Annotated in this window: 24 protein-coding genes; 5 read left to right on the forward strand and 19 right to left on the reverse strand. The window is 51.7% G+C overall.

The annotated features are described in order from the left end of the window. Positions 1-83: 83 nt before the first annotated feature. Positions 84-722, reverse strand: a complete 639-nt coding sequence (locus CULFRC11_RS06160; RefSeq protein ID WP_031270352.1) for an MBL fold metallo-hydrolase — start codon at positions 720-722, stop codon at positions 84-86. A 58-nt stretch (positions 723-780) separates the two neighbouring features. After that, positions 781-1278, reverse strand: coding sequence for a thiol peroxidase (gene tpx, locus CULFRC11_RS06165; protein ID WP_031270354.1), 498 nt, complete (start codon positions 1276-1278; stop codon positions 781-783). Positions 1279-1489: 211 nt separating this feature from the next. Between tpx and CULFRC11_RS06170 the strand changes: the two genes are divergently transcribed. Continuing rightward, positions 1490-2344, forward strand: a complete 855-nt coding sequence (locus CULFRC11_RS06170) for a peptidylprolyl isomerase (protein WP_023635799.1) — start codon at positions 1490-1492, stop codon at positions 2342-2344. A 395-nt stretch (positions 2345-2739) separates the two neighbouring features. Beyond that, positions 2740-3006 (forward strand): hypothetical protein, encoded by a 267-nt coding sequence (locus CULFRC11_RS06175; protein ID WP_014525861.1) that lies wholly within the window; start codon positions 2740-2742, stop codon positions 3004-3006. Between the two features lie 161 nt (positions 3007-3167). Here CULFRC11_RS06175 and CULFRC11_RS06180 read toward each other — a convergent pair whose 3' ends face one another. The 11 genes from CULFRC11_RS06180 to CULFRC11_RS06230 form a co-directional block, all read right to left on the reverse strand. Continuing rightward, entirely contained in the window at positions 3168-5447 is a 2280-nt protein-coding gene (locus tag CULFRC11_RS06180; protein ID WP_014525862.1) for a RelA/SpoT family protein, read from the reverse strand. 75 nt (positions 5448-5522) lie between these two features. Next, positions 5523-6080, reverse strand: a complete 558-nt coding sequence (locus CULFRC11_RS06185) for an adenine phosphoribosyltransferase (RefSeq protein WP_023635801.1) — start codon at positions 6078-6080, stop codon at positions 5523-5525. 157 nt (positions 6081-6237) lie between these two features. After that, positions 6238-7911, reverse strand: a complete 1674-nt coding sequence (locus CULFRC11_RS06190) for an ABC transporter substrate-binding protein (RefSeq protein ID WP_023635802.1) — start codon at positions 7909-7911, stop codon at positions 6238-6240. Between the two features lie 191 nt (positions 7912-8102). After that, a complete protein-coding gene (gene secF / locus CULFRC11_RS06195; RefSeq protein WP_023635803.1) occupies positions 8103-9224 on the reverse strand; it encodes a protein translocase subunit SecF in 1122 nt (373 codons plus the stop codon). Then, a complete protein-coding gene (gene secD / locus CULFRC11_RS06200; protein ID WP_023635804.1) occupies positions 9221-11089 on the reverse strand; it encodes a protein translocase subunit SecD in 1869 nt (622 codons plus the stop codon). Before secD ends, secF begins: the two co-directional genes overlap by 4 nt. A 337-nt stretch (positions 11090-11426) precedes the next feature. Next, positions 11427-11762 (reverse strand): preprotein translocase subunit YajC, encoded by a 336-nt coding sequence (gene yajC, locus CULFRC11_RS06205; protein WP_013911645.1) that lies wholly within the window; start codon positions 11760-11762, stop codon positions 11427-11429. Between the two features lie 45 nt (positions 11763-11807). Then, positions 11808-12905: a Holliday junction branch migration DNA helicase RuvB gene (gene ruvB, locus CULFRC11_RS06210; protein ID WP_023635805.1), complete on the reverse strand. Its 1098-nt coding sequence runs from the start codon at positions 12903-12905 to the stop codon at positions 11808-11810. A 21-nt stretch (positions 12906-12926) separates the two neighbouring features. Continuing rightward, on the reverse strand, positions 12927-13541 hold the full coding sequence (gene ruvA, locus CULFRC11_RS06215; protein ID WP_023635806.1) for a Holliday junction branch migration protein RuvA: 615 nt from the start codon (positions 13539-13541) through the stop codon (positions 12927-12929). A 149-nt stretch (positions 13542-13690) separates the two neighbouring features. Beyond that, on the reverse strand, positions 13691-14272 hold the full coding sequence (ruvC, locus tag CULFRC11_RS06220) for a crossover junction endodeoxyribonuclease RuvC (RefSeq protein ID WP_023635807.1): 582 nt from the start codon (positions 14270-14272) through the stop codon (positions 13691-13693). Between the two features lie 353 nt (positions 14273-14625). Continuing rightward, positions 14626-15378, reverse strand: a complete 753-nt coding sequence (locus CULFRC11_RS06225; RefSeq protein ID WP_013911649.1) for a YebC/PmpR family DNA-binding transcriptional regulator — start codon at positions 15376-15378, stop codon at positions 14626-14628. A 279-nt stretch (positions 15379-15657) separates the two neighbouring features. Beyond that, the gene (locus CULFRC11_RS06230) at positions 15658-16518 is read right to left on the reverse strand and encodes an acyl-CoA thioesterase (RefSeq protein WP_023635808.1); all 861 of its coding nucleotides are present in this window, start codon (positions 16516-16518) and stop codon (positions 15658-15660) included. A gap of 211 nt (positions 16519-16729) precedes the next feature. Between CULFRC11_RS06230 and CULFRC11_RS06235 the strand changes: the two genes are divergently transcribed. Genes CULFRC11_RS06235 through CULFRC11_RS06245 form a run of 3 tightly spaced genes read left to right on the forward strand, consistent with a single transcriptional unit; the run spans position 16730 to position 20197 of the window. Continuing rightward, positions 16730-18217, forward strand: a complete 1488-nt coding sequence (locus CULFRC11_RS06235) for a glycosyltransferase family protein (protein ID WP_023635809.1) — start codon at positions 16730-16732, stop codon at positions 18215-18217. A gap of 40 nt (positions 18218-18257) precedes the next feature. Further along, entirely contained in the window at positions 18258-18986 is a 729-nt protein-coding gene (locus tag CULFRC11_RS06240; protein WP_038620599.1) for a 6-carboxyhexanoate--CoA ligase, read from the forward strand. Next, a complete protein-coding gene (locus CULFRC11_RS06245) occupies positions 18983-20197 on the forward strand; it encodes an aminotransferase class I/II-fold pyridoxal phosphate-dependent enzyme (RefSeq protein ID WP_038620601.1) in 1215 nt (404 codons plus the stop codon). Before CULFRC11_RS06240 ends, CULFRC11_RS06245 begins: the two co-directional genes overlap by 4 nt. 11 nt (positions 20198-20208) lie before the next feature. On the opposite strand, the gene CULFRC11_RS06250 is transcribed toward CULFRC11_RS06245, so the two are convergent. From CULFRC11_RS06250 to thrS, 6 genes are all read right to left on the reverse strand, one after another. Then, positions 20209-20667, reverse strand: coding sequence for a LemA family protein (locus CULFRC11_RS06250; protein ID WP_013911654.1), 459 nt, complete (start codon positions 20665-20667; stop codon positions 20209-20211). A gap of 5 nt (positions 20668-20672) precedes the next feature. Further along, the gene (locus CULFRC11_RS06255; protein WP_023635811.1) at positions 20673-21773 is read right to left on the reverse strand and encodes a glycosyltransferase family 4 protein; all 1101 of its coding nucleotides are present in this window, start codon (positions 21771-21773) and stop codon (positions 20673-20675) included. A 98-nt stretch (positions 21774-21871) separates the two neighbouring features. Then, on the reverse strand, positions 21872-22789 hold the full coding sequence (locus tag CULFRC11_RS06260; RefSeq protein ID WP_023635812.1) for a phosphatidylinositol mannoside acyltransferase: 918 nt from the start codon (positions 22787-22789) through the stop codon (positions 21872-21874). Continuing rightward, a complete protein-coding gene (gene pgsA, locus CULFRC11_RS06265) occupies positions 22786-23475 on the reverse strand; it encodes a phosphatidylinositol phosphate synthase (protein ID WP_023635813.1) in 690 nt (229 codons plus the stop codon). The genes CULFRC11_RS06260 and pgsA overlap by 4 nt, the downstream gene beginning before the upstream one ends. Then, positions 23468-24061: an ATP adenylyltransferase gene (locus CULFRC11_RS06270; RefSeq protein WP_014525872.1), complete on the reverse strand. Its 594-nt coding sequence runs from the start codon at positions 24059-24061 to the stop codon at positions 23468-23470. The genes pgsA and CULFRC11_RS06270 overlap by 8 nt, the downstream gene beginning before the upstream one ends. 171 nt (positions 24062-24232) lie before the next feature. Further along, complete coding sequence (thrS, locus tag CULFRC11_RS06275) at positions 24233-26302, reverse strand: threonine--tRNA ligase (RefSeq protein WP_023635814.1); 2070 nt, start codon at positions 26300-26302, stop codon at positions 24233-24235. Positions 26303-26460: the final 158 nt, after the last annotated feature.

Raw genomic sequence — 26460 nt, forward strand, 5'->3', positions numbered from 1 at the left:
AACGAACCACTCTAGTCATGAGTAGCCAAGAACGCGCAGTGGGTTACACACAATCGCGCGCACATTTGACCTCTAGCGGGTTTTTAGGCAAAGGGGCGCAAGTATGGATTGTTCATCCGTTCAGCGCGCATCGTTGTCATTGGGCCATGCCCCGGCAAAATCTGAAGGGAATTATCAAGGGAAAGAACTTGATTTTTTAGAGTTTCCTGCATTGCTTGAGGGTCGGAGTGCATCAGATCAGTCCGCCCGATGGATCCCTTGAAAAGAATATCTCCTGAAAAACAAAACTCCGAACCCACTAAAAGTACAGAACCTGGCGAATGTCCAGGTCCATGCCGCACCTCAAACTTTTCTCCCCCAAGTTCAATGCGTTGCCCGTGCTCTAGGCTTTGGACGTTATTGGGGAACGGCATATCCTCGGCAGCAAAAAGCAACAGAGACTCTTTGGACATTCCTTTACCTTTATCCAGGAAAGCGGCATCCGCATCGTGGATATACACCGGAACGCCCCACTTGTTTGCCAATACTGCTGCATCACGGACGTGATCTATATGTCCGTGCGTAAGCACTATCTGAACAAGAGATACCTTCCGCTCAGTCAGGAACGCCTCAATCTGAGGCTGAGCATGCATCCCAGGATCAACAACGCTGACTTGACTGCCGTGAACCACGACATAACAGTTTGTTTGATAGGGGCCCGTAGCAAAGCCGAGAATTTCCATAACATCCTACTTTAGGCCCCTACCGTGCCGAACACGAGAATTACTTGCGTCAATGAACCTAGCGCAGCGCAGCTAGAGCCGTGTCATAGTTTGGTTCCTCAGTAATCTCTGAAACCAACTCTCGATGCTGAACAACGCCTTGTTCATCAGTAACTACTACAGCTCGTCCAAACAGGCCTTTCAACGGTGAGCCCTCTAGAACAACACCAAAATCTTGACCAAAATCCGAGCGGAAAGCCGATGCAGGGATCACGTTATCCAAACCTTCTGCGGCACAGAAGCGGCTAAGAGCGAACGGAAGATCCATAGATACGCACAAAACAACTGTGTTATCCATTTCGCTTGCAAGCTCATTAAAGCGGCGAACGGATGCTGCACACACATCAGTATCTACTGACGGGAAGATATTAAAAACAATGCGCTTTCCCGCAAAAGTAGCCTCGTTAAGATCAGCAAGGTCAACCCCTGTGAGTGTGAATCGTTTAATCTGCTCCCCCATATCCGGGAGATTTCCAACAGTGCTTACGTCAGTTCCATGAAAATGTGTCGTTGCCATGCCAGCCACAATAGGTGCCGATGCCAAACTTCGCCATAGTGAAGTCAGAAAAACCTGAAATTACTCACAGATTCAGCTTTCACATCGGTCTAGATATCGACCTAGATAACGGCATCAGTTTTAATCAAGTGTTGCCTCCCACTAGGCTCAGGTTAGAATAATTCGCGACTTCATCCGCGCAAAGTTCAACAAAACGTAAGGAAACTAACCTGTGAGCAATAATAAACAGCGTCGCGAAGAATCAATGCGCGCGCTAGAAAAAGAAATTAAGTCGCGGGATCGTTCCGAGAAGACCAAGCCACTCGGAGTTGTAGCCACGGCTGCGGTAGCTGTTCTGGCTATCGTCGGTGGAATCTATTGGGCAAATTCTTCCGGATCCAACGAGGAGCAGGTTTCCGCAGAGTCTTCCTCTGCCGCCACAACCACGCCAGAAAAGCCGGATTTCAAACCGTTATCGCTCACACGTGAAAAAGCTCTCCCCGACTCCGTGTCCTGTGAGTACAAGGATGCAGGCAAGGCTTCCAAAGAAGTGTCCAAGCCTAAGACCTCTGACGTAACCACCAAAGGCACGGTCACGGTTGATCTCAAGACCAATAAAGGCGACGTGGGACTAGAACTGGACCGCTCGGTCTCCCCGTGCACAGTTAATGCTATTGAGCATCTAGCCTCCGAAGGCTACTACAACAACACCGTTTGCCACCGTCTGACCACCAACGGCATCTTTGTACTCCAGTGCGGCGACCCAAGCGGCGCTGGCTCCGGCGGCCCAGGCTTCCAATTTGCCAACGAGTACCCAACGGATGAAATGAAGGGCGCAACCACACCCGTTGTTTATGGGCGCGGGACCATCGCCATGGCTAACGCTGGCAACGACACCAACGGCTCCCAGTTCTTCCTCAACTACAAGGACTCGCCACTCCCACCGAACTACACCTACTTTGGCAAGATCTCGGACAGCGGACTGAAGACTCTCGACGCCATCGCAGAAGCAGGTGTCAAGGGTGGCGCCACCGATGGCGCGCCTGCTGAAGAGGTTAAGATCGAAAAAGCAACCGTGAAATCATAGAAAACAACACAGCCATTCCCGCTTCAAGGAGAACCTTATATAGGCCATCCTGAGGACAATACCCCGAGAGCCTCATTGAGATCCCGTTGTACCGCGGAGACTCAATGAGGCTCTCGAATTTTTGCCACATGATTACATGAAGCAAAACACACAGCTAAAAACTTAATAAAAGTTGAGCAAATACTGGCATAAATATATAGTTGACCTAAAATAAGTTTCACCATTCCCCCGAATCGGAAATGCAATCTTTGCAGACTCCCTACTTTTTACACATAAGTAAGGTGATACTCATTTCCCCTGACAGCGTGTGAAAAAGAAAAGTTGCGCAAAGGTGTGCGACTAGACTACCATCACCGTCAGTCTAGATTTCCCTTAACCTAAAGGACCCATTAGCTATGAAGCTCCTCTCCCGCAAGGCTCTCATCTCGGTTGCTACCGCTACCGCCATTGCAGCAGGTTCCCTTTCCACCCCAGCTTTCGCTGCGGACACAACCACTAACGAAAACGTTAGCGAAGTTAAAGGCAACGGAAGCTCTAGCAGCTCCGACAGCGATATCAAGGCAAAAGATATCAAAGAGTGGATCGGCGTTGTTTCCGCAATCATCGGTATCATCACCACCATCCTGACCTTCGCTGGTCGCCTGGACAAGTTCTTCAAGTAAATCTTGAATAACGCAGCCCTGGCTGCTCTCCTCCTCGTCGGTGTTACGGGGAGGATATTTTTATACTCACTTCACGCAGTGCTTCGTGGCGCTTCATTGCCATGCTTATAGCAATGGGGCCGCCTTGTGCTAAAAAAGGCGGCCCCATCGTATACGCGCGTCTACCCGCCAGATGTCAACCGATAGACGTCAAAAACACCCTCAGTGTTTCGCAGCTGAGTCATCAATGATCCCAGCTGCTTCGTGTCCGATACGGAGAATGTAAAGCGCACAGTAGCCACATGGTCATCAGAAGCATTCGAACTCATGGCAATAACCTGGACTCGTTGCTCATTGATCACCCGGGTCAGATCCATCAGCAGACCGTCGCGATCTAGTGCTTCCAATTGCAGTGTGGCAGCGAAGACCGAGCCGCCTTCCGATGCCCACGAGACAGAGATGAGACGCTGGGGCTCGTTTTTCAAGCTATCCGCGTTGGTACAGTCCGTCCGGTGTACCGATACGCCGCCACCACGTGTGACAAAGCCAAAGATATCGTCTCCGGGAACTGGCATACAGCATTTAGCCAGCTTTGCCATAACGTCGGGGCTTCCCTCGACTAGGATGCCATTTTTGTCCGTGACCTGAGTCTTAGAGTTAACAAGCTCGCTAAAAGGCGTACGCGCCACCAGAGTGTCTTCAGCATCGTCTGTACTGCCAAATGTGGCCATGAGTCGGTTAACCACATGCGCTGCGGACACTGATCCCGAGCCAATGGCTGTGTAGAGAGCGTCCACATCGGGGTAATGCAGCTCTGTTGACACCTGCTTCATTGAATGCGCGGTAAACAGGCGATGCATAGGAAGCCCACCCCGCTGCACTTCTGCGGCAAGGGCATCGCGTCCAGCCTCAAGGTATTCCTCGCGGCGTTCCTTGGCAAACCATTGCCGGATCTTAGCTTTAGCGCGCGGAGAGATAACAAAGTCTTGCCAATCGCGCGAGGGGCCTGCATTTTGATCTTTCGAGGTAAATACCTCGACTCGGTCGCCGGACTTGAGTTTAGTTTCAAGCGCTACGAGTTTGCCGTTGATCTTGGCGCCGATGCATCTGTGCCCCACTTCTGTGTGCACTGCATAGGCAAAATCTACAGGAGTAGAGTCCACCGGCAAGTTGACTACATCACCTTTGGGAGTGAAAACAAAGATCTGTTTGCTGGTGAGGTCATAGCGCAGGCTATCCAAGAACTCGTTAGGGTCAGCTGCTTCTTTTTGCCAATCCAATAGCTGCCGCATCCACGACATCTGGTCGATCTCGGCCTGCTCACCGCTATTTTTACCCTTGGTCTCTTTGTAACGCCAGTGCGCAGCAATGCCGTATTCAGCATTGAAGTGCATCTCATGGGTGCGTACCTGTACCTCTAGTGGTTTACCCTCGTCCCCCATCACCGTGGTATGAAGAGACTGGTAAACGCCGAATTTGGGCGAAGAAATATAGTCTTTAAATCGCCCTGGCATTGCCGCATAAAGGGCATGGACAACACCAATCGCTGCGTAACAATTATTAATGCTGTCTACGAGGATGCGGATGCCAACGAGGTCAAAGATATCTTCAAAGTCTTTTCCTCGAACAATCATCTTCTGGTAAATCGACCAGTAGTGCTTTGGCCGCCCCATAACCTCAGCTTCAATATGGTTTTCCCTCAAAGCTTGTTGCAGCTGAGACGTGATTTCTTTCAGATAACGATCCCGCGATGGCGCCCGATCAGCAACCAAGCGCACGACTTCCTCATACTTTTTGGGATAAAGGATTGCAAAAGAGAGGTCTTCAAGCTCCCATTTCACGCTGGCCATTCCCAACCGGTGAGCCAGAGGCGCAATTACTTCAAGAGTCTGACGCGCCTTCTTTGCTTGCTTCTCCGGCGGCAGGAAACGCATAGTACGCATGTTATGAAGACGATCGGCTACTTTGATCACCAGCACGCGAGGATCCTGACTCATAGCCACGATCATTTTACGGATTGTTTCTGCTTCCGCAGCGGCGCCTAGGGCGACTTTATCCAGCTTGGTCACGCCGTCGACAAGCCGCGCTACTTCTTCTCCGAAGTCGCGCGTGAGGTCTTCTAAAGAATAATCAGTATCTTCTACGGTGTCATGGAGCAGCGCTGCTACCAGCGTTGTGGTGTCCATGCCGATTTCCGCAGCAATCGTTGCAACGGCAAGCGGATGGGTGATGTACGGATCACCCGATTTTCGGAACACTCCCTCATGAAGGTGCTCCGCGGTAGTATAAGCCCGATCTAAAAGCACGGGATCGGCCTTTGGATGGAACTCCCGGTGAATGGCCAATAATGGTTCCAATACCGGATTCACGCGGACTCGGTTCCCCGTAAGGCTTCGTGCCAAACGCGCCGACATGCTCCGCATCGAGCTTTGCTGCTTTTGCGGTCGTTTTTCTTGCGCCATCACCGCACCCATATGCCCTTTCCGTATACGCAGGGCCGATAAGGAAGCCCCTTGTATCCATCCACTACCCGGAACTTAATTTATGGTCTCCGGCTCATTTACTACTACAAGAGGTGCATCGCTGAGACGCTCTCGCCCTTTGAGGTTTTTTACTTCTAGGACAACTGCATAACCCGCAACTGTTCCGCCACAATTCTCAATTAGCGACTTCGCTGCTACGAGTGTACCGCCTGTGGCCAAAACATCATCAATGAGGACTACCTTTTTACCATGAAGATCAATCCCCTCACCTGGCAACTCTAGGGCAGCCGTACCATATTCAAGCTCGTACTCTTGAGTATGCACAGGAGGTGGAAGCTTGCCTTTCTTCCTAATAGCGAGGATTCCTTTACCCGTGTTATACGCAACCGCCGAACCAAGAAGAAAACCACGTGCATCCAATCCGCCGATGAGGTCCGCCCCCATCGCTTTCGCCGCTGCCGACAGCTCATCAACGACAAGCCGAAATGCCTCAGGGTCTGCCAGTACAGGGGTCAAGTCTTCAAAAAGAATGCCAGGGGCAGGAAAATCCGGCACAAATCTCGTCTTCGAGGCAAGCGCATCTCGTGCGTTCATGTAAGTCTGGTGGCTCATGCTTTATCCTTGGAGCAACGTATTCAAATGATGGGGGTAGAAATTGTGCATCCCTACCATGGTGTCAGCGGGAATCTCGGCAAAATAACGCTTGTCGACGCCCTCTTAAGCGCCGCATTCAGCATTATCTCCAGCGAGTCATAAAAACGAACTAAAGCTATCGAGCCCCCACTACGTTCCAGCGATCCATATTCCAACCAATTCCAGATAAGTCTGTATTAGTAACCACGTTACCCACTGCCTTATCCACTACAAACACTCGGGGCTGGGAAGCCAAAGGAATAGTGGGCACTTCTTCCCAAGAGCGCCGCTCCGCAGCTCGCGTTGCTTGGACGTTATTGCTCAAGCTAGCCACGTCTGCATACTCCGATGATGGATCGACTGCCATCAAGATGGCGTCGATAGTGCCTTCCTCGATGAGGCCTACACCGGAATCTGTGACGTGAGTATGGCTCAGATCGGCTAACGACGCAGCTTCTTTGGCGGCATCCTCAATCGTAATTCCAGCAGCAGCACACGACTTACGAATTTCCTCGACCATAGCTTTCTTGCGAGGATCAGGGCCGTCATATCCCACCTTGATGGTCCTGCCCTCTAGCCTCTTAGCTACATCGATATTAACGTGGACATGAGGCTCAATAATGTCCCTTAACTGTGCATTGACAGCATCAGTTGCGCGCACGGTTCTCGCATAGACTGGCTGGACGTCTACTCCCGACGCTGTACTTGAAGCCTTAGCTACGCTTGCTTGATCCACGCATGCAGCCAAAGCACGACGTGCTTCCACATCTGAAAATATTCCGGCGTCTCCCAAAATCAACGAGTCCGTTAACAAACCAGTTTCTGCTGCCACTGTATAGGGATTGTGGGAATCATTGCGATCGAGCCAACTAATCAAATCCGTATTAGTCACATCTGCGATCTGCAGGCTACCTTTATTGCGCAACTCGTTGAGATCAATGCCACGCGGCCACACAACCAGCCGGTCGAGCGCAGCTTTTTCTCCGTTGTACAGGTCATTACGGACAAAGACTACTTCGCCTTTGTCCCCCACCGACTCTATTTTGAAAGGTCCAGAGGCAACCTGAAGTTCTGGATCAAAATGCTTCAGATTAAAACCGTTGTTCCAGATCTCTGCGATTCTAGATAAAGCTGCATAATCCCTGGATTTAAGAAGTCTATTGAGTTCTTCAAGGCTTATTCCCGCTTTAGCAGCCACTGCGTGTGCAGGCATGAGTACACCGGCGCCAAAAAGCTGACGCCATCGAGCACCAAAGTTTTCTTTGTATACTACTGTCGCTTGCTTTGAGCCAGCTGCGCATTCAACATGGTCAACCTGCTGAGCTAAGGGCATGTGTGACTCAAACAAAGAGTTCATGCTGCCTGCGGTGAAAGCTAAAAGAAAAGCATCACACGTTACAGGTTTTCCATCCGAATACACGGCACTATCAGCAATTTTATAGATAACCTGCTGATTAGGCCCCGGAAGGACCTGGGTTTCTACCAAAGTTCTGTTGGGAATCAATTGGCCTTTAGGCCCTGAAACATAGGCCGAGGGATAGAGTCTTCCGGCCATCAGCTGGGCATTCGTAGAAACTCCGACATTAGTGCCTGCGTTTGTGGTCACTAGATAATCGTCTACGGCATACCCAAAATGCTTGCCGTTACCTGCTGTTCCATCCCGAGTACTATCGCTACCACAAGCCGTCAAAAGAACTGAGGACACAAGTACTGCGGCAAGAGCTTTCAAAGCAAAACCTATGGTCCAACCATGGTTTACCGACAATGGCCGACGCGTATGGCTACGTCCGTGGTCTTTTGGTGCTCTCAATTAGACGGGCCCTTCATGTAGCTCAATGAGTGAGAAGCTTACGCTCCCATACCAAAAAGTATAGAACGCAATACCCTGACCACATCAATCCTTATTATATTCTTCCACTACACCCGATACCGCTGAGCGGTTTCTACACAACTGCCCCTTGTCCAGACAGGGACAAGGGGCAGTTAATCTACTGTTGTGGGCTAACGACGCTGTGGCCGCCAGCTCGCACCGGTAGATGTGGGGGAACTTACGGTGCGCTTGTGAGCGTCGGAAAGCTCAGTGTCATGCGCATCATCAGAACTCTCCGTGGAGTCTTGATCTCCGTTCTGCGAATTTCGATGTTCAGCAACCTTTGCGTTGTGTGCTTTTGTCTCCTTCGAGCGGTTTTTCAGGCTCACAAGGATGGGCGTTGCAAGGAAGACAGAGGAGAAAGTTCCTTCAATAACACCGATAAGCTGTACGAGTGCCAAGTCCTTGAGCGTTCCCACACCCAACAGCCATACCGCGATCACTATCAACGCAAGAATCGGGAGCGCCGAAATAACGGTAGTAGAGATGGAGCGCATCACAGTTTGATTCACGGCTAGGTTTGCATGCTCTGCATACGTTCTCGACCGGTTTCCTAAATAACCGGCTGTATTTTCGCGAACCTTGTCAAAGACAATAACGGTGTCATATAGCGAGAATGCAAGGACTGTAAGCAGACCAATAATTGTTGCGGGGGAAACCTCAAAGCCCAGGAGGGCATAAATACCGGCGATAGCGACAAAGTCCACAAGAAGTGCCGCAATAGCTGCCACTGCCATTTCACGCTCCAGGCGTACAGCAATGTAAATAAACACGGCAACCAAAAAGACGAACATGGAGATCAACATCCGCTTAGTGATCGTGGAACCCCACGATTCTGACACCGTGGAATCGCCGATAGCATCTGGCGTTTGTTTCCCGGAAGTATCAGCAGGCTTATAGGCCTCAAAAAGTGCCTGGCGGGCGCTACCGATCTGTTCCTCCGAAAGCCGCTTGGAATTAATCTCCAGAATTCGGGTATCGCCAGAGCCTACGATCTGAACTAATTTTGGCTCAACGCCTGTGGCTTCCTCAAAGGTCTTGGACACTGAGGTAGTTTCCAAGTTTCCTGCCGGCATGTTGATTTTTGTACCACCAACAAAGTCAATCCCCAGGCTAAACCCGCGAAGAGCGATGCTGACAAGGCATACAAGCAAGATTGCCGCCGTTGTCCAGTACCAGGTACGGCGCTTTCCTACAAAGTCAAGGCCGCCGTCGCCGGTATAAAGCTTATTTAGAACTCCTTTGGAACTCACTTGTTGTCTCCCTCATGCTTATCAGCCTCTTTGGAGTCGGCGGATGCCCCGACGAGCCCCTGTTCGGAGTCGGTTACTGCGGAATTCTGCAGCTTCCGTTCCTGTTCACGCTGTTGGGCGATCTTAAAGATCTTGCTCATTCCATTCGCGCTTGGTTGAGAGGTCCACGGCTTACGTGAAGCCATAATCACCAACGGAGCAGTGACCAAGAAGGTCACCACAATATCAAAGAGCGTGGTAAGACCCAGGGTAAACGCGAAGCCCTTAACGTCACCCACGGCGAGGATGTAGATGATGACCGCACCAATAAGCGTGACGGCATTACCCGTAATGATCGTTTGCTTAGCGCGCTCCCAACCACGCGGAACCGCTGAACGGAACGTGCGTCCATCTCGGACCTCGTCCTTGATGCGTTCATAAAGAACCACAAAGGAGTCAGCTGTAGTACCAATACCGATAATCAAACCTGCAATGCCTGCTAGATCCAATGAATAGCCTATCCAGCGGCCAAGCAAGACCAACGAGCCATACACCAGAGTGAAAGAGGTGAACAGGGAGAAGATCGAGATGATTCCGAAGAACCGGTAGAAGTAGAAGGAGAATGCTGCTACCAATGCCAGGCCCACGAGTCCTGCGATCAAACCGGCCTTCAACGACGCAGTTCCCAACGACGCAGGAACGGTGGTGGTGGTTCCACCGGACTCACCGTTTTCGCCTGCGAAGCTCAGCGGGAGTGCTCCGTATTTCAGGTTGTTAGCCAGCTCTTGAGCTTCCTGTTGGCTAAAGTCACCGGTAATCGACGTTGCCGAGCCAACTGGTGTCGGAGACTGGATCACAGGAGCAGAAATGATCTGTGAGTCAAGGGTGATTGCGATCTGCTTCCGCAGATACTTCTGAGTCAAATCAGCCCAGGTGGCGCTACCTTGATCGCCATTTTCTGACTTGAAGGAAAAACCAATCTCCATCTGGCCTGTTTGGCTATTAAGGCCACCGGTAATCGGACGGTTGGTATCAATCTCGTTGCCGGTAAGACGCTTCGCGTCCTTGTTCTCCGGGTTCTCACCGATCAGAGTAGGAGCTGGATCGAGCACGTACACACGTCCGCTACTAGGATCGCACGTAACCAGCGGCAGAGCTGCGTCGTCAGTTCCCTGAAGCGGATCTGGCTGGTCTGTGCACTTGAGCAAAGAACTCGCAGCCAGCTGCGTTGTCGCATCAGTCGACTGACGATCCTTCTTCAGCGCATCAATGACTTTCTTACGGAAGGCATCCGCTTCGATGGAGTTAGCTGGAGCCTCAGGCGCAGCGGCAGTAACTTTGGGAGCCTTTGCGTCTTTTTCCTCTTTGCCTTGAGCTTTAGCTAAAGCTTTGGATGTGTTCTCAAGCGCAGTGTTTGCCTCATCGGCGTTAAGCACCCCGATAGAGACCCAACGGTTTGCCATGGCCTCCAAAGACTCCAACAGTTTTGCAGTATCTGGCTGGGCTGGAGTTGCAACAGGACGGAACAATAACTGAGACGTTTGCCCAAGTGCACGTGCCTGAGAAGTGTCTTCACCGGGAACAGTAATAACGAGGGTGTTGCCATCTGTGACAACGCTTGCGCCTGAAACTCCCATGCCGTTCACACGGTTTTCGAGGATCGTCCGCGCCTGACGCAACTGTTCATCAGTCGGGTTTGCGCCTTGTGGTACCAAAGTAACGCGGGTACCGCCCTGCAGGTCAATACCAAGCTTTGGTGTGGCCTTATGGTCACCTGTGGCAAAGATCAATGCATAGATCACGGCGATAATCAGGATAAAAAGAGCAAGTGCCTGCTTGGGCCACGCTCTGGATCCTTTAGCCGCCTTCTGTGATTGCGAAGGCAATTGAAGTTCTCCTCTTAACAATTCTGCTCTCCCCTTTTATGCACAGAAGAGAGCGACGATGATTCAGCAAACGTGCACGATGGCTCGTCGTCAGCAAAATCAAATCTATGTGTGATACTGGCCGAGGCTCACGGTAAAACCGACGCCCCAACCACTCCGTTCCACGCCTGAGAAAACGCTAACAGAAATATCCTCGGCTAATGGTACGGCATAACTCCGGCAGAATGTCATGCACCCCACCCGGTTCAGGTGACCCTAATAATTAAAAATCTTTTACGCTCGTTACGTACCAGAACACTGACACGCTGCATTCCATGAGACGCTTAGCAACCAGGGTTTAGTTATGCGGATCCAGAGAATTGTCGTCTTCCTGAGTTTCCGTCTTAGCCTCCGCAGCTGTTTTATTGGTCTCTGCAGTCAGATTCTTCACCACAGCAAACTTTTCATATGTGCTGACCACGCCAGGGCTTGTCTCAAGCTCAACAGTGTCAGCATCAATGCCACGGATCGTTGCGTGCAATCCAGCCGTGGTAACAACAACGTCTCCGATCATCACGTTATCTTGTAGGTCCTTGAGTTCTTGTATGCGCCGTTTCTGCTTCTGCTGGAACAAAAACGACGGAAGCACGAGAACGAGTAGAAGGACGATAAGCAAGATGAAATTAGTAGACATAGGACCTCAGTCTGCCAGAAAGGGGACACTAACGGTAGCCGCCCCCTAGCTGTGCTCGTCGCTAAAGTGCGCGAGACCTTCAGGAGGTACTAATCCTAAGTGTCGCCACGCTGCAGCCGTAGCAACACGTCCACGCCCTGTCCTGGTCACCATCCCTGCACGTACCAGATAGGGCTCACAGACTTCTTCCACGGTTGAGGGTTCTTCACCCACGGCGATAGCGAGCGTGCTTACACCCACTGGTCCTCCCCCGTGGCCTTTAATAAGCGCTTCCAAGACCGCACGATCAAGGCGGTCAAGACCTTTTTCGTCCACGTCAAACACCACTAAAGCTGCGCGTGCGGCCTCTACATCGATATGTCCATCAGAATGGACTTCCGCAAAATCCCGCACCCGACGCAAAAGCCGGTTAGCAATACGAGGTGTTCCCCTAGATCTCGAAGCTATTTCGACGGCGGCGGCATCGTCGATAGTAACGCCCAAGATCTTAGCGGCGCGCAGCACAACCTTAGTCAGATCAGAGTTTTCATAGAATTCCATCTGCGCGGTGAAACCGAATCGGTCTCGCAATGGACCGGTAAGCATTCCAGAACGAGTAGTAGCACCCACAAGAGTAAACGGTGCGAGTTCGAGCGGAATCGACGTTGCTCCTGGCCCTTTGCCCACAATCACGTCAATACGAAAATCTTCCATCGCCATGTACAGCATTTCTTCTGCAGGGCGTGCCATCCGGTGAATCTCATCGATAAAAAGCACATCGCCTTCCATCAGATTAGACAGCATCGCCGCCAGGTCACCGGCGCGCTCCAACGCCGGGCCTGAGGTCATTCGCAAACTCGTCCCTAGTTCATAGGCGATGATCATTGCCATCGTTGTTTTGCCCAAACCAGGTGGACCGGACAGCAACACATGATCTGGGGTCACACCACGGTTTTTTGCGCCTGTCAGCACAAGATTAAGTTGGTCCCGAACTTTAGGCTGGCCAATAAACTCATCAATGCTTCTTGGCCGCAGTGTTGTTTCTGTGTCGTTTTCCCCTGCCTGCTGCCGCGCGTCCACTGGGGCGTCCTGAGGCCTGCCGGTTTCAGAAACCCGACCTCCAGACGGAACAATGTTGAATTCAGTCTTTTCTACATTTGCCATGAGTTATAGCCGTCCCTCGTCCTATTTCTTTGTACCCAGCGCGCTCAGAGCTAGGCGCAAGACCTGGGACGTGGTCGCATTCGGAGACTCTGCCAACACGGAAACGACCACAGGTTCTGCAACTTTTTCTGTAAAGCCGAGTCCGAGGAGAGCCTCGAGTACTTGCGTAGCAACATCATTGGTCGCTAAGGAAGCGCCTCCCGATGCGGGAACAGCAGTATCTCCAGCGGTAATAAACGCTGAAACCTTGTCTTTGAGGTCAACGATGATGCGCTCTGCAACTCGTTTTCCCACTCCTGGTATGCGCTGGAGAGTCTTTGCATCCTGATGAGCAATCGCATGCGCTAGATCTGTTGCGGACAAAACCGATTGCGCTGCCAGAGCCAGTTTTGGCCCCAGGCCAGAGACTGTTTGCAGCAGCGTAAACATCTGCCGAGCTTCATCGCTGGCAAACCCGTAAAGGGTTTGGGAATCTTCTCTGACCACCATGGTAGTCAGAACAAAGAATTCTTCCCCCCTGCTCATTTGTGCCAAGGTGCTGGGGCTAGCAAGTACTTCATATCCAACCCCGTTGCACTCAATAACTGCGCTACCAAGACCGATGGAGGCTACAGTCCCTCGGAGGGAAACGATCATGGTTAATACCTTTCATTGAAAATCTTTTCCACACAGATGGGAAAATTGTTCGCCTCATCAAGAAACGGTCCGCAGCGAGTCAGCTTTCTTCCGTCAATCGTATCGCCAAAATTATCAGTCTACGGATTGTGCGGAACCGAATCTGGCTTTTATGAGTTGTCCGACGCAGCAGTTTTAGCTAGCAGCGCCAATCGTTTTTTCTGTTCTGCACTCTGTTTTTCAGTTCTACGTTGAATTTCCAGCATCGGGGCACGCCAGCAGTGACAGACTGCAAGTGCCAACGCGTCTGCGGCATCAGCAGGTTTGGGAGGTTCGCTCAAACCCAAAATCCGCGTAATCATTGCGGTCATTTGTTTCTTATCTGCCCGCCCATTTCCTGAGATAGCTTTTTTAGCTTCACTGGGCGTGTACATGTGTACATCGATTCCACGTTGAGCTGCTGCCAACACCAGCACACCAACGCCATGGGCGGTGTGCATAACAGTGGAAACGTTGCCCCTCTCAAAAATCCGCTCAATGGCCACGACGTCAGGTTGATATTCATCCATCCATTCGTTCACCGCATCGCTAAGTTCTAGCAGGCGCACAGTGAGGTCAGCCTGAGGCGGTGTCCGCACAACTCCCACAGCAATGGGCATCACTTGCCGACCTCGCCCAGCTTGCACCACAGATAGGCCGCACCGAGTAAGGCCAGGATCTATTCCCATCACGCGTAAGCCCTCGGTGCTCATTCCCATGTTCCCCTATCAGTGCGCTTAGGGATTCACACCTAAGGCCATTGTTGCCAAATATTCGTATGCATCACCACAGTGGAAAGACGATACTTTCCTGCATGGCTGTCCGTGGTTATCCAAAAATAACAGTCCGCTTAGAACACGATTGCTTTCCGACGCTTCCCGTTTTCCTAGCAAGCCACGGATTCCACACTTCCCCTAAATTTAGCACATAATTGCGAAACTCTTCGTTTTATAGGTCCTGAAAGACACAGCGAGTCCGCTCTCAACCACCAACTAATGCAAGAGCAAAGCCCACCACAGTATCCATAGCACTGACTGCGGTGGGCTAATAACTGGTGAGTTATCTATTAGATATCAAGCTCTGCAAGAACCTCATCGCTGAGATCCATGTTGGTAAACACATTCTGAACATCATCAGAATCTTCAAGAGCATCGATCAAGCGGAAAATCTTCCGAGCATCGTTCGCTTCAAGAGGAACCAGGACGTCTGCACGGAAATCAGAGTCTGCGTCCTCTACCTCAATATCGTTTTCCGTGAGCGCATCGCGGATAGCAGGAGTATCGCCCGGCGCGGATAGCACCTCAAATTTATCGCCGATCTCGTTGACTTCTTCTGCGCCAGCGTCCAGCACGGCCATGAGCACGTCGTCCTCAGTAAGCTCACCTTTGTTTACTATGACAACGCCGCGGCGTTTAAACATGTAGGAAACCGCACCGGATTCCGCCATGTTTCCACCGTTTTTGCTCATAGCGGTACGAACTTCGGAGGCCGCCCGATTGCGATTATCGGTAAGGCACTCGATAAGTACTGCGACTCCGTTGGGGCCATAGCCTTCATACATGATGTTTTGCCAGTCAGCGCCACCGGCTTCTTCGCCGGATCCGCGCTTACGAGCACGCTCGATATTATCGTTGGGAACGGAGGCCTTCTTAGCCTTCTTAATCATGTCATCCAAGGTTGGATTCGCAGAGGGGTCTCCACCACCGGTACGTGCAGCAACCTCGATGTTCTTGATCAGCTTGGCGAATTCTTTACCACGCTTAGCATCGTTAGCAGCTTTCTTATGCTTGGTGGTAGCCCATTTGGAGTGGCCTGACATTGACTCCCTTTCATAGTGGTGCGCCGTACAATCCCCACTTCTTACAAGGTGAGCACTGATATGTTGGTTCCGATGCCATTACTAGCTTTGCCTAAACGAGTTGCATTTTTATAGACAGCAAACTCATAACCGCAATGCCATAAAACCGAACGTACGACGTCGTCATGTAACGCAACGGCGCCATTATACGGCAGAATCCGTAATTTTTAGTGTTCGACCTAGGTTTCGGTCTGCATTCCCCTCCCACACTGTCCTTCCACATCGTTCTCGTGTCCCTCTTTATGCCTCAGGTGCAATAAAGGGAAGCGGGTCTTCGGCAGCCGAGATGGTTCTGGTTAAACCTTCTTGCGTAGTCATAGCAATAAGATCACCAGAGCTATTAAAAATCCGTCCTTGAGTGAGTGCGCGACCTGCATGCGCCGAAGGAGAAACCTGATCATAAAGAAGCCATTCGTCTGCCCTAAACGGGCGAAGAAACCACATCGCATGATCTAGTGATGCTAATTTGACGCGTTCGTTTGGATGCGGAACCAACGAAGAATGCAATAACGTCATGTCAGACATATAGGCGAGTGTGCAGATATGAAAGGTTTCATCGTCAGGCAGTACTTCTTTTGACTTGAACCAGATCACCTGCTGACTTGCGGTATAGGGGTTGTGGTCAAAGTCGGTGTCGGGCACTTTTCTAATGTCCCAATCTCCCCATTCGTCCAGGAGGGCCCTAGAGCTGGCGGGGAGAGCTTCTCTGTCTACATGAACGTCTTCTGGATGAGGGACCCGGCGCATGAGGTCGGAGTGTTCCGGCCCGGCGTCGTCTCGCCGATGAAAGCTCGACTGCATGCTAAATATAGGGCGTCCGTCCTGGATTGCAGTCACATGACGAGCAATAAAACTCCTACCGTCTTTTACCCGATCAACCTGAAAAATCGTGGGCTGCGAAGAATCTCCGGCGCTGACAAAATATGCGTGAAGGGAATGCACAATAAAGGCATCCGTAGGAACCGTCCGAGTAGCCGCTACCAATGCTTGTGCAGCTACTTGACCACCAAAAGTTCGAGTAAGTGAAGACGCTACCGCGGGACCACGGAAAATATCTCTATCAATATTTTCCAGATTTAACACTTCATATATTTTGCTCATAGAAAAACCTCGCCGTCATCCGCGTATTTTCTCTAACCCTTTTCGCCAAATTTACCCGCACCCCGACCCAATTTCAGAGCTATATTCATATGGTTAGACATAGGTACCCCTAGCTAGCTTTACCCCCCTCACTGTGTCCAGTCCCCTAATACTATTGGGGGTGCGGTATGTTTTCTTACGTATGCTGTCCGTTGGTCGTAGGGTGCACGTAGTGAAAAAACTGATACCAAGCACCGCCTTGGTGAGTCTTGTGTTGTGGTTGTTGTGGGTGGCTTCGCGAGTGACGTTAGTACGGCTCGTTTTACAAGAGACCAGCCCCGTAGGCGACGTAAAATACTATTTTGTCGGCGTGTTCCGTCTCGTACCCGGTGCGTTAAAAGAGTATCCCGAGGTAGGCACATGGCCCATTAACCTGCTCGGATGGATTACCGGCAGCAATCTAGAGCATTTCATCATTGGTTTTGTCATCATGTGTTTGCTTGTCGACGCTCTCTTCTACGCCTTTCTGGTCACCTCGCGGTGGCGAGGCCGTATCATAGCCGCTCTTTATTGGTGTCTTTTTGGCCTGGCGACTATGCAGGTGTTCATCCTCAGACTGGATATCGTTCCTGGTGTGCTTGTAGGCCTGGCCGCATTATCGCTGTTTTCGCATCCGTATGTAGCCTCCTGGGTACTGGCTTTCGCAACAAGCATGAAGCTGTGGCCGGGAGTCCTTGCTGCTGGACTGGTAGGAAAATTTTCCTCGGGCAAAAGTTGGTTACGTCTCCTTTCCTTTGCGATTGCCCTCGTAGCCTTTGGCTCCATCGTTTATATCCAAGGTGGATGGGAGCGCCTTCTTTCACCTCTGACATATCAAAGCGATCGCGGATTACAGATCGAGTCTTTGCCAGCCACTCTCTTTATGTATCGGGCAATAGCCTCGCCTGAAGAGTATGAGGTCTTCTACGCGGCGTCGAAAAGCTTTGAAATTGTAGGCCCTGGTGTGGAAACCGCGGCGACTATAAGCACCTGGCTTATGGGAGCTACCGTTATTTTTGCTTTATTGTGGGCGCTCAAGCATTTTCTTTTTGGCACGTGGCGAGCCTATTCCACGCTATGCTGGTCGATTGCGGTTGTCCTGCTGTTAATCGTGACCAATAAGGTGTTATCACCCCAGTACATCATCTGGGTGGGGCCGCTCGTCGCTATTGCTTTATTGGTTAAACCCAAGTCCGTCTTTGCGGTTATCGAGGCCTTGCTCATGATAGCGCTGGCTTATTTCAGTTGGCAGGTATACCCGCAAAACTATCCCAGCATTATGCAGGTCCCCTTTGACCACACCAATGGCGTTAATGCGCTGGTAATCCGCAATGTCTTGTACCTCGTGGCTACTATCATTGCTCTCGTGTGGGCGATATGGGCTTCCGTGGTAGATCGCGACCCCACACTGGCAACCACAAAGGCTGCCGAAGTACTGCCGTCATCACCAGATCACGCAGAAGAAAGTCCCGCTGCAGAGATCACACCACTTCCGACAACAGAAAAGCTTTCTACCCGGGCGCATCTCCCCGAGAACGCGCAATCACATGCTGTCCAGCAAGCGACAGACTGGGCCGCGCAAGCACCGCGCATCGTATCCGATCAGTCATCATATTCTCGCGGGGCCGTTACTTTCCCTTCCAATACGCCGCAGGCACAGCGTGAGAACACCGGAAAATGATTGAACAACGTTCAAATCGGTGACTTATACTTACACAACTATGACCTTTTACAGCGTTAGGATGCGGGCGAGCTTCCAAGGCCAACACATCTCCGGGGCCGAAACTCTTGTTCCCTGCCCCACAGATGTCCCCCGCATCACCGCGCAGTTCATTCAGCGCGCGATGAACCACGCAAAAGGCGCCCCAGACTCAATCACCACAAAAATAACGCATATTGCAGACTCCGATATTCAACGTGTACCCCGGCTTCTCACGCGAGAATATCAAGCGGAAAACTGCCACGATGCCCATAGCTTTGTACAACAACAGCTTGCAACAGTGTGCTCCCCTGAAATTGCGCACAAAGCCCTAGAGCTACTCCTCAGCATCCGTAACATGCGCGGGGCCGTGCTACTAGATGCGCACTCTGCACGCCGACTAGAGCCTGACCATAAAAGAGGTGTCCGTGCCTCCAACTTCGGCGCTGCACCACCACCAGCAGCGCCGCACAGCGCAGAATCAGAAACAAAGAAAAACCACTACCACGAGGCCCTCACCTTATCTTCCAAAGTTATGAGCGCGCCGGGAATCATCGCCGAGATCTGCATCTCAGACGATCCCGATTACACCACTGGGTATGTTTCCCTCAACGGCGTTTATACTCGGGTACACACTATGAAGCGTTTGGGTTCTCCCCTGGGTGGAAGGGTATTCATCCTAGAGTCGAAGAAAGCAAGCGTTGCCGCAGCAATCGATTACATAGAAAACACCCCGGTTTTAATTTTATGACTCTTCCAGATTCTCCATCTCCCGCAGCGTCTTCCTGCCCGCATCCTGCACCAGCACCCTCTCTCCTTGGGGACTTTGCAGAAGAGAAAAACCGCTGTTGGGCTGAACAGGGATTGCTACGGGCTCCCGTGCGATTCGATGGCCCGCAAACACCAATGACCCTTATTGAAGGCATCGAGATGTGTTTGTTTGCGTCCTCAGATTATCTCGGTTTATCAGTCCACCCAGCTGTACAAGAAGCTGCGATCCAGGCCATCCATGACTTTGGCACAGGATCTGGAGGAAGCAGGCTTACCACCGGCACCAATCTTCACTCGGCTCTAGAGCGACAACTTGCAGCGTTTTTTGGAGTTGAGGACGCCGTATTCTTTGCGACAGGGTACCAAGCTAATCTCTCGACAATCGCCACAATTGCCACGGCCTCAACCACCATATATTCAGATGAGCTCAACCACGCATCCATTATTGACGGATGCCGCATGTCCAAGGCTCAGGTACACGTGTATCCCCACAACGACATGGAAACTCTTGAACGCCTGCTCAAAGAGTGCACAACGCCTCATGCCCTGGTTATCAGCGACGCTGTTTTTTCCATGACCGGCGAAGTCGCGCATATCGACGCCCTACATACCCTCTGCAGCAAACATAAAGCTTGGCTTTTGCTTGACGACGCCCACGGGGTCGGCGCGCTAGGCCCCACGGGAAAAGGTAGCACCGAACAAACCGGCATTGATCCCACTCGTGAAATTCTCATCGGCACCGCAAGCAAAGCCCTAGGATCCGAAGGTGGTTTTGTTCTGTGTAATCATGAGGTTGCAACGCTGCTACGCAATAGGGCCCGAAGCTATGTCTTTTCTACGTCCCCGACGCCTGCAACCGTTGCCAGTGTGGCCGCTGCCCTTTCGGTGATCGAAGATGAACCTGAACGCTTAGAAGCTTTACAAAACAACATCGCGTATTTCAGCCGGCTCCTTGGTATACCCGCGCCACAGACACCAATCATCCCTATTCACGTGGGTGATTCCGTGCGCGCTGTACGTATTTCTCAATCACTTGCCGATGAAGGATTCTTTGTTCCTGCTATCAGGTATCCCACTGTGGCGCACCAATCAGCTCTCTTGAGAGTCACGCTCACCGCAGCCCACACAACTCAGCAGCTCAGGCGACTTGCGGAAGCCATCCAGCGGTTGCTCCCTACAATCACTCGATGAGTGCCCCTGCACTATACGTAATCGGCGAACTCGAAAAATTCGGGTAACTTCGCTGTGCCACCCAAGCGTAGCCAGCGTACAAGTGTTCGTGTCCGTAACGCACGAGTATCTGCAACAGCGTCATTATAAAAGCGGTGCGCTAAAGAAAGCCGCACTTCCGCATCAACAATCATCGGTTCTGCGGACTCACCAATCGCAGCAATCCGGGCAGAGATTGCCCGTTCCTTCTCCGCCCGATCAGCAAACGTCTCATAACCCAACTGAATCTTCTGCGCCGCCTGGGCATCCCCAATAGCCTCAGGGTGTAGTGCGGCCACCAGCGCAGCACGACGATCAAGCGCTGCCTGCAACGCCTGCAACGCCGAATCTGTGCGAATGTGTAACCGGTTCAATCGCTGTGCCATCATCCATGCCCACACCACGATAAATGTGAGCAGGACTGCAATAACCGTCATCAACACGGTACTCATAGCAATCACACCTCCACTTTCGTGCCATCAGCAACAGTTTCATAAACTCGAACTATTTCGGAGGCGACCCGTTCCCAGTCATATTGCTTTGCCCGAGTTTCACCGGATTTCGCTAGCTGTTCGCGACGGTCTGGGGCGTCGATAAGCAGGCGCAGCACAGATGCCAAGGCAGATGCATCTCCATTGCGGAACAATAATCCAGCCGGTGCTGGAGAATCCGCATCGCACACTGCGTGAAAAGCCTCCAGGTCGCTTGCTACCACCGCGCAACCAGCCGCCATGGCTTCGACTAACACAATGCCAAAGCTCTCGCCGCCGGTGTTCGGAGCCACATAAATATCAGCCGCGCCCAAAATCTCAGCTTTACGTTCCTCCGAGACCCTTCCCACGAACTCCACAGAATCGGTATTATGGCGCTGGGCTCCACCACCGATAACTGTGACATGAACGCCACAATCAAGCTGTTCTACAGCCTGTAAAAGGATGTCCAAGCCTTTTCGTGGTTCGTCGATACGCCCCAAAAATACGATCTCCACTGGGTCGTTCGGGCTCTTCAAAAAGACATTTTTACGAGCCTGCGCAAAAAGCGATGTGTCCACGCCGTTGGGGATAGACACAGGGTCGCCTCCCAGCATCTGAACTTGCCATCGACGTGCCATTTCAGAGACCGCAATCCCACCACGAATCTTCTCCAGCGAACCACGCAAAAACGGCAACGCAAGCGTTAAAAGAGTCGACTTGCTACTCGACGCATGATAGGTGGCCACGATCGGCCCCTGCGCTACTTTTAAGGCTGCTAAAGAAAAACTCGGAGAGTTGGGCTCATGAATGTGGAGCACATCAAAGTTACCCTCTTGGATAAACTCACGAACCTGCCTAAAAGTCTTTGGGCTAAAAGCCAGCCGTGCCACTGATCCGTTATAAGGAATCGGCCACGAGCGCCCGCCTTTGGTAACAAAATCAGGCACCTCCGTTGATTCTGCACAGGGGCCGATTACGCCAACGTAGTGCCCCATATCGATGAGCTTACGAGCAAGATCAAGGATATGAGCTTGAACTCCGCCGGGTTCGTCAAAGGAATAAGGGCACACGATTCCTATACGCATGTATCTTCCTTTGTTTCACTAGGCATTGGTCATGTCAGGCTGTCATCTAAAAAAACAGAGGTACCGAGGCAATCGACGGGCCCCTACTAACTGATGAGCTAAGACAGTCCCGCCTGAAAACGATCCTGGTCCAGATCCGCAATCCACAGCGGCTGCAGCACATGCCAGTCTTCTGGATGAGCCGCAATATTCTCCTGCATTATGTCAGCAACACGTTGCACTGTCGAACTCACATCAGTGACCCGTACTTCTGGAGAAATGCTTATCCCCCAGCCGTCTCCTTCAAACCACACATGCCCAACGTGAAGAGCTGCAGTGGTTTGCATGGCTAGTTTCACAGGACCTGCAGGCATGCGTGTAGACTCGCCAAAAAATTCCACGTCAATGCCTGTTTTCCTCAGGTCACGCTCTCCAAGCAAACAAACAATACCGCCATCATTCAGCCGGCTTTTCAACTCGGGGAAAGGCGCCGAACCACCGGTTAACGGCAAAACCTCGAAACCCAAGGTCTCTCGAAAAGCTACGAACGCCCGATAGAGGCTTTCAGGCTTTAGTCGCTCAGCCACAGTAGTAAAAGGACCAAACGCATGGGCGACATACATTCCAGCCATATCCCAGTTACCGGAATGCGGCAATACCACAATCGCCCCTCGACCTGAGCGCACAGAAGCTTCTAAGTTCTCTTTACCGCGCATGCAATTGTCTAACCGACGTATCACTCTGGGGTCCCCGGCCATACTGGGAAGACAAAAAGCTTCTTTCCAGTATCGAGCATAAGAACGCATAGATGCCCGAACTAGATCTTTAGTCACATTCTCAGCGCCTACCACCCTCGCCAGGTTTTTCCTCAGCTGTTCCATCCCTGCACCACGCCGAGAAACTACGTCGGCGCCAAAAGCAAAAATGAAGTCAGCCACCCGACTGGGCAGCATCCGAACCACAGCCCAACCAGTGTGATATCCCCATGACGTCACCTGTTCTAATGCGCTCACACGCCAGGATATATGGCGGCTCATACGTCTTCCTGCGCAATTCCGGCGTCAACGGCCTGTCCACGCGGATGCTCCTGTGCCCCAGCGGGAGGAGCTATCTTGTCTTGAGCATATTCTGATCGGGATGCGATAAACAGCCTTTGCGCCACCGTAAAAATGCTTCCTACAGCAAGAATCCACAATGCAACATCTATGGCGAACGGAACTCCAAAGCCTGTCAATCCGATTCCAATAAGGCCAATGATAAGGCGTTCGGGACGTTCCACGAGCCCACCGACCATCGAGAATCCGCTGGCTTCTCCCCTGGCCTTGACATAAGAGATCACCTGCGAGCAGATGAGCACGACAAAAGACGCCGCCACTAATGCTTTGTGAGCGTCATAGCTATATACAAGCCACCACGTGATAGCACCAAAAAGCGCACCATCAGTAATACGATCACATGAGGCATCAAGAGTCGCCCCAAACTTTGTTCCGCCGCCCCGCATACGCGCCATAGTCCCGTCGACCATGTCAAAGGCTGCAAAAAGGCCCGACAATAATGCAGCAGCCACTAAATGCCCGGTAGGGATTAGAAAGACCGCGATAGCTACGGTGATGACTGTGCCCAACACAGTAACGCTGTTAGGAGATAAACCCATTTTGCTGAAGCACTGCGCCACTGGCTCAACAATGACAGCTGCAGGTTTTCTACCATGAACACTAAGCATGTGCGACTCCTGGAATACCTTCCATCTCATCCCATGCTTGTGCGAGAAGCGAACGAGTATCCCGCAAAAGCTGAGGCAGTACCTTTGTTCCGTCAATGATCGTCATAAAGTTTGCATCACCCGTCCACCGCGGAACAATGTGCATATGCAAGTGCTCTCCTACTGAGCCACCCGACGCCTTACCCAGGTTAAAACCAAGATTGATGGCGTCAGGAGCAGAAACTTTCTTAAGCACTTTAATTGCGGCCTGAGCAAAAGAAAAAAGCTCTGCAGATTCTTCCACGGTAAGGTCTTCTAGATTCCGCTCTTGCCTATAAGGCACAACCATCATGTGTCCGGCGTTGTAGGGGAACAAATTAAGCACGCAATAAACAAGCTCACCGCGCGCGACAATTAACCCTTCTTCGTCGCTAAGTTCAGGGATTCGGATAAATGGATTAGCTGGCCGCTCGTTGGCGTCACGTTGGTTGCGAGACCCATCGTTACGGATGTAGGACATCCGGTACGGTGCCCACAGTCGCTCTAGGCCGTCGGATATACCAACACCTTGATCCGTGTACGTCTCGTTTTCCCCATACGAGGGCATATCCGCGAACTCCTTCAGCATTCACAAACTACGTAAGCTGGCTGCCATACGATGCTGCATATAACAACGGCTTTACGACCTACAGAAACACCGTAGTCGCTTACCCTACAGAATGGGCTCGGCAGCTACGGTGTTTCTGATAAAACCATCTAATATCAGTAGCTTGATTTTTTAATCAAGAACCAGAGCGCTCACTGATTCTTCTGTTGGCTGGTCATTGTTCCGCGAACGAATCCACTGGTCGATAATCTCTACAGCTTTTTCTACTGGAACCCCGTTAACCTGAGTTCCGTCAAGGAATCGGAAGCTCACAGCACCGGCCTCAACGTCACGAGCACCCGCAAGAACCATAAAAGGAACCTTGCCTGTGGTGTGATTACGGATCTTCTTTTGCATACGGTCATCAGAAGTATCCACGTCTGCACGAATGCCTCGTTGACGCAGCTGCGCCATCATGTCTTCAAGGTGTCCCACAAAAGCATCAGCCACAGGAATACCAATAACTTGGTGCGGAGCCAACCATGCGGGGAAAGCACCCGCATAATGCTCTAAGAGCACGCCAAAGAACCGCTCGATGGAACCAAACAGAGCTCGGTGAATCATAATCGGCTGGCGCTTGCTGCCATCAGGAGCCGTGTACTCCAAGTTGAAGCGATCCGGCAAGTTGAAGTCCAATTGCACCGTGGACATCTGCCACGTACGGCCAATCGCATCACGAGCCTGGACAGAGATCTTTGGCCCGTAAAACGCCGCACCTGCTGGATCAGGAACCAACTCAAGGCCCGACTGCGTTGCCACACGCTCCAAGATCGAGGTGGAGCGCTCCCAAATCTCATCCGATCCGACGAACTTGTTTGGATCCTTGGTAGACAACTCCAGGTAGAAATCATCAAGGCCATAGTCCTTGAGCAACGAGATAATGAAGTCAAGAACCGACGTGAGCTCTGCTTCCAGTTGATCTTCCGTGCAGTAGATGTGGGCGTCATCCTGCGTGAAGCCACGTGCACGGGTCAAGCCGTGAATAACTCCCGACTTCTCATAACGATAAACCGTTCCAAACTCAAAAAGTCGGAGAGGCAATTCACGATACGACCGTCCCCGCGACGCAAAAATGAGATTGTGCATCGGGCAGTTCATCGGTTTAGCGTAGTAATCCTGCGCCTGCTTGGTAACGTTGCCGTCCTCATCGACTTCACCGTCGAGCTGCATGGGCGGGAACATTCCGTCCGCATAAAAGTCTAGGTGACCAGACTTTTTAAACAGATCTCCCTTGGTGATGTGTGGGGTATTAACAAACGAGTACCCCGCCGCAATATGCCGTCTGCGGGAGTGCTCTTCCATCTCCAAGCGCACAACTCCACCATTGGGGTGGAACACCGGGAAGCCTGAACCGATCTCATCGGGGAAGCTGAACAAATCAAGCTCAGCTCCTAGACGGCGGTGATCCCGCTTCTCAGCCTCTGCCATCATCGTCTGGTATTCCTCAAGGGCCTCTTTAGATTCCCATGCGGTACCGTAAATTCGCTGCAAATCAGCCAAAGACTGATCTCCGCGCCAGTATGCTGCGGAGGACCGGGTAAGGGAAAAAGCAGGAATGTACTTGGTGGTAGGCACGTGGGGTCCACGGCAAAGGTCATACCAATCGACCTCGCCCGTGCGTGGATTGAGGTTGTAGTAACCCGTCAGATCACCCGCACCGACCTCAGTGGCTTCATCAGAGTCAGGATCGACGCTGCCTTTATCCCTGATCAGCTCAAGCTTATAGGGCTCATTTTTCAGCGCTTCTGTTGCTTCTGCTACAGACGCAAACGTGCGGCGTTCAAACTTTTGCCCCTGCTTGATGATCTTCTTCATCCGCTTTTCAATGCGCTTCAGATCCTCAGGAGTAAAAGGCTCTGCAACGTCAAAGTCGTAGTAGAAGCCATTCTCGATTGCTGGGCCGATACCCAGCTTGGTTCCTGGAAACTCAGCTTGTACAGCCTGCGCCAACACATGGGTGCACGAGTGGCGGATAACCTCGCGGCCTTCCTCCGTATTTGCCGGTACCGGGGTTACCTGCGTATCTGTCTCGGGGACAAAGGAAAGGTCTCTCAGAGTGCCTTCGGAGTCTTTGACGCAGACGATTGCCTCTGGCCCTTTATTGGGCAGCTCAAGCTCTCGCATAGCAGCACCCGCCGCTACTCCTGCGGGGACGATGAACGGTTGGTGCAGATTAGGCGTCGCCTCGATGAGATGTGCCATTATAAAAATGCGCTCCTTACTTGCGCTCATGCTCAGCGTCATACCTGGACGCGTGGGCTGTAGATAGCGGCGAAGGCTAAAACTGGATATGAAAGTTGTGCTAGTTAAGAAAATGCCCGCACAAGATTGCACTTAAAAAGAACTATTTCTCAAGCACA

Origin of the sequence: Corynebacterium ulcerans (assembly GCF_000767685.1) — a bacterium.
Taxonomy (GTDB): Bacteria; Actinomycetota; Actinomycetes; order Mycobacteriales; family Mycobacteriaceae; genus Corynebacterium; species Corynebacterium ulcerans.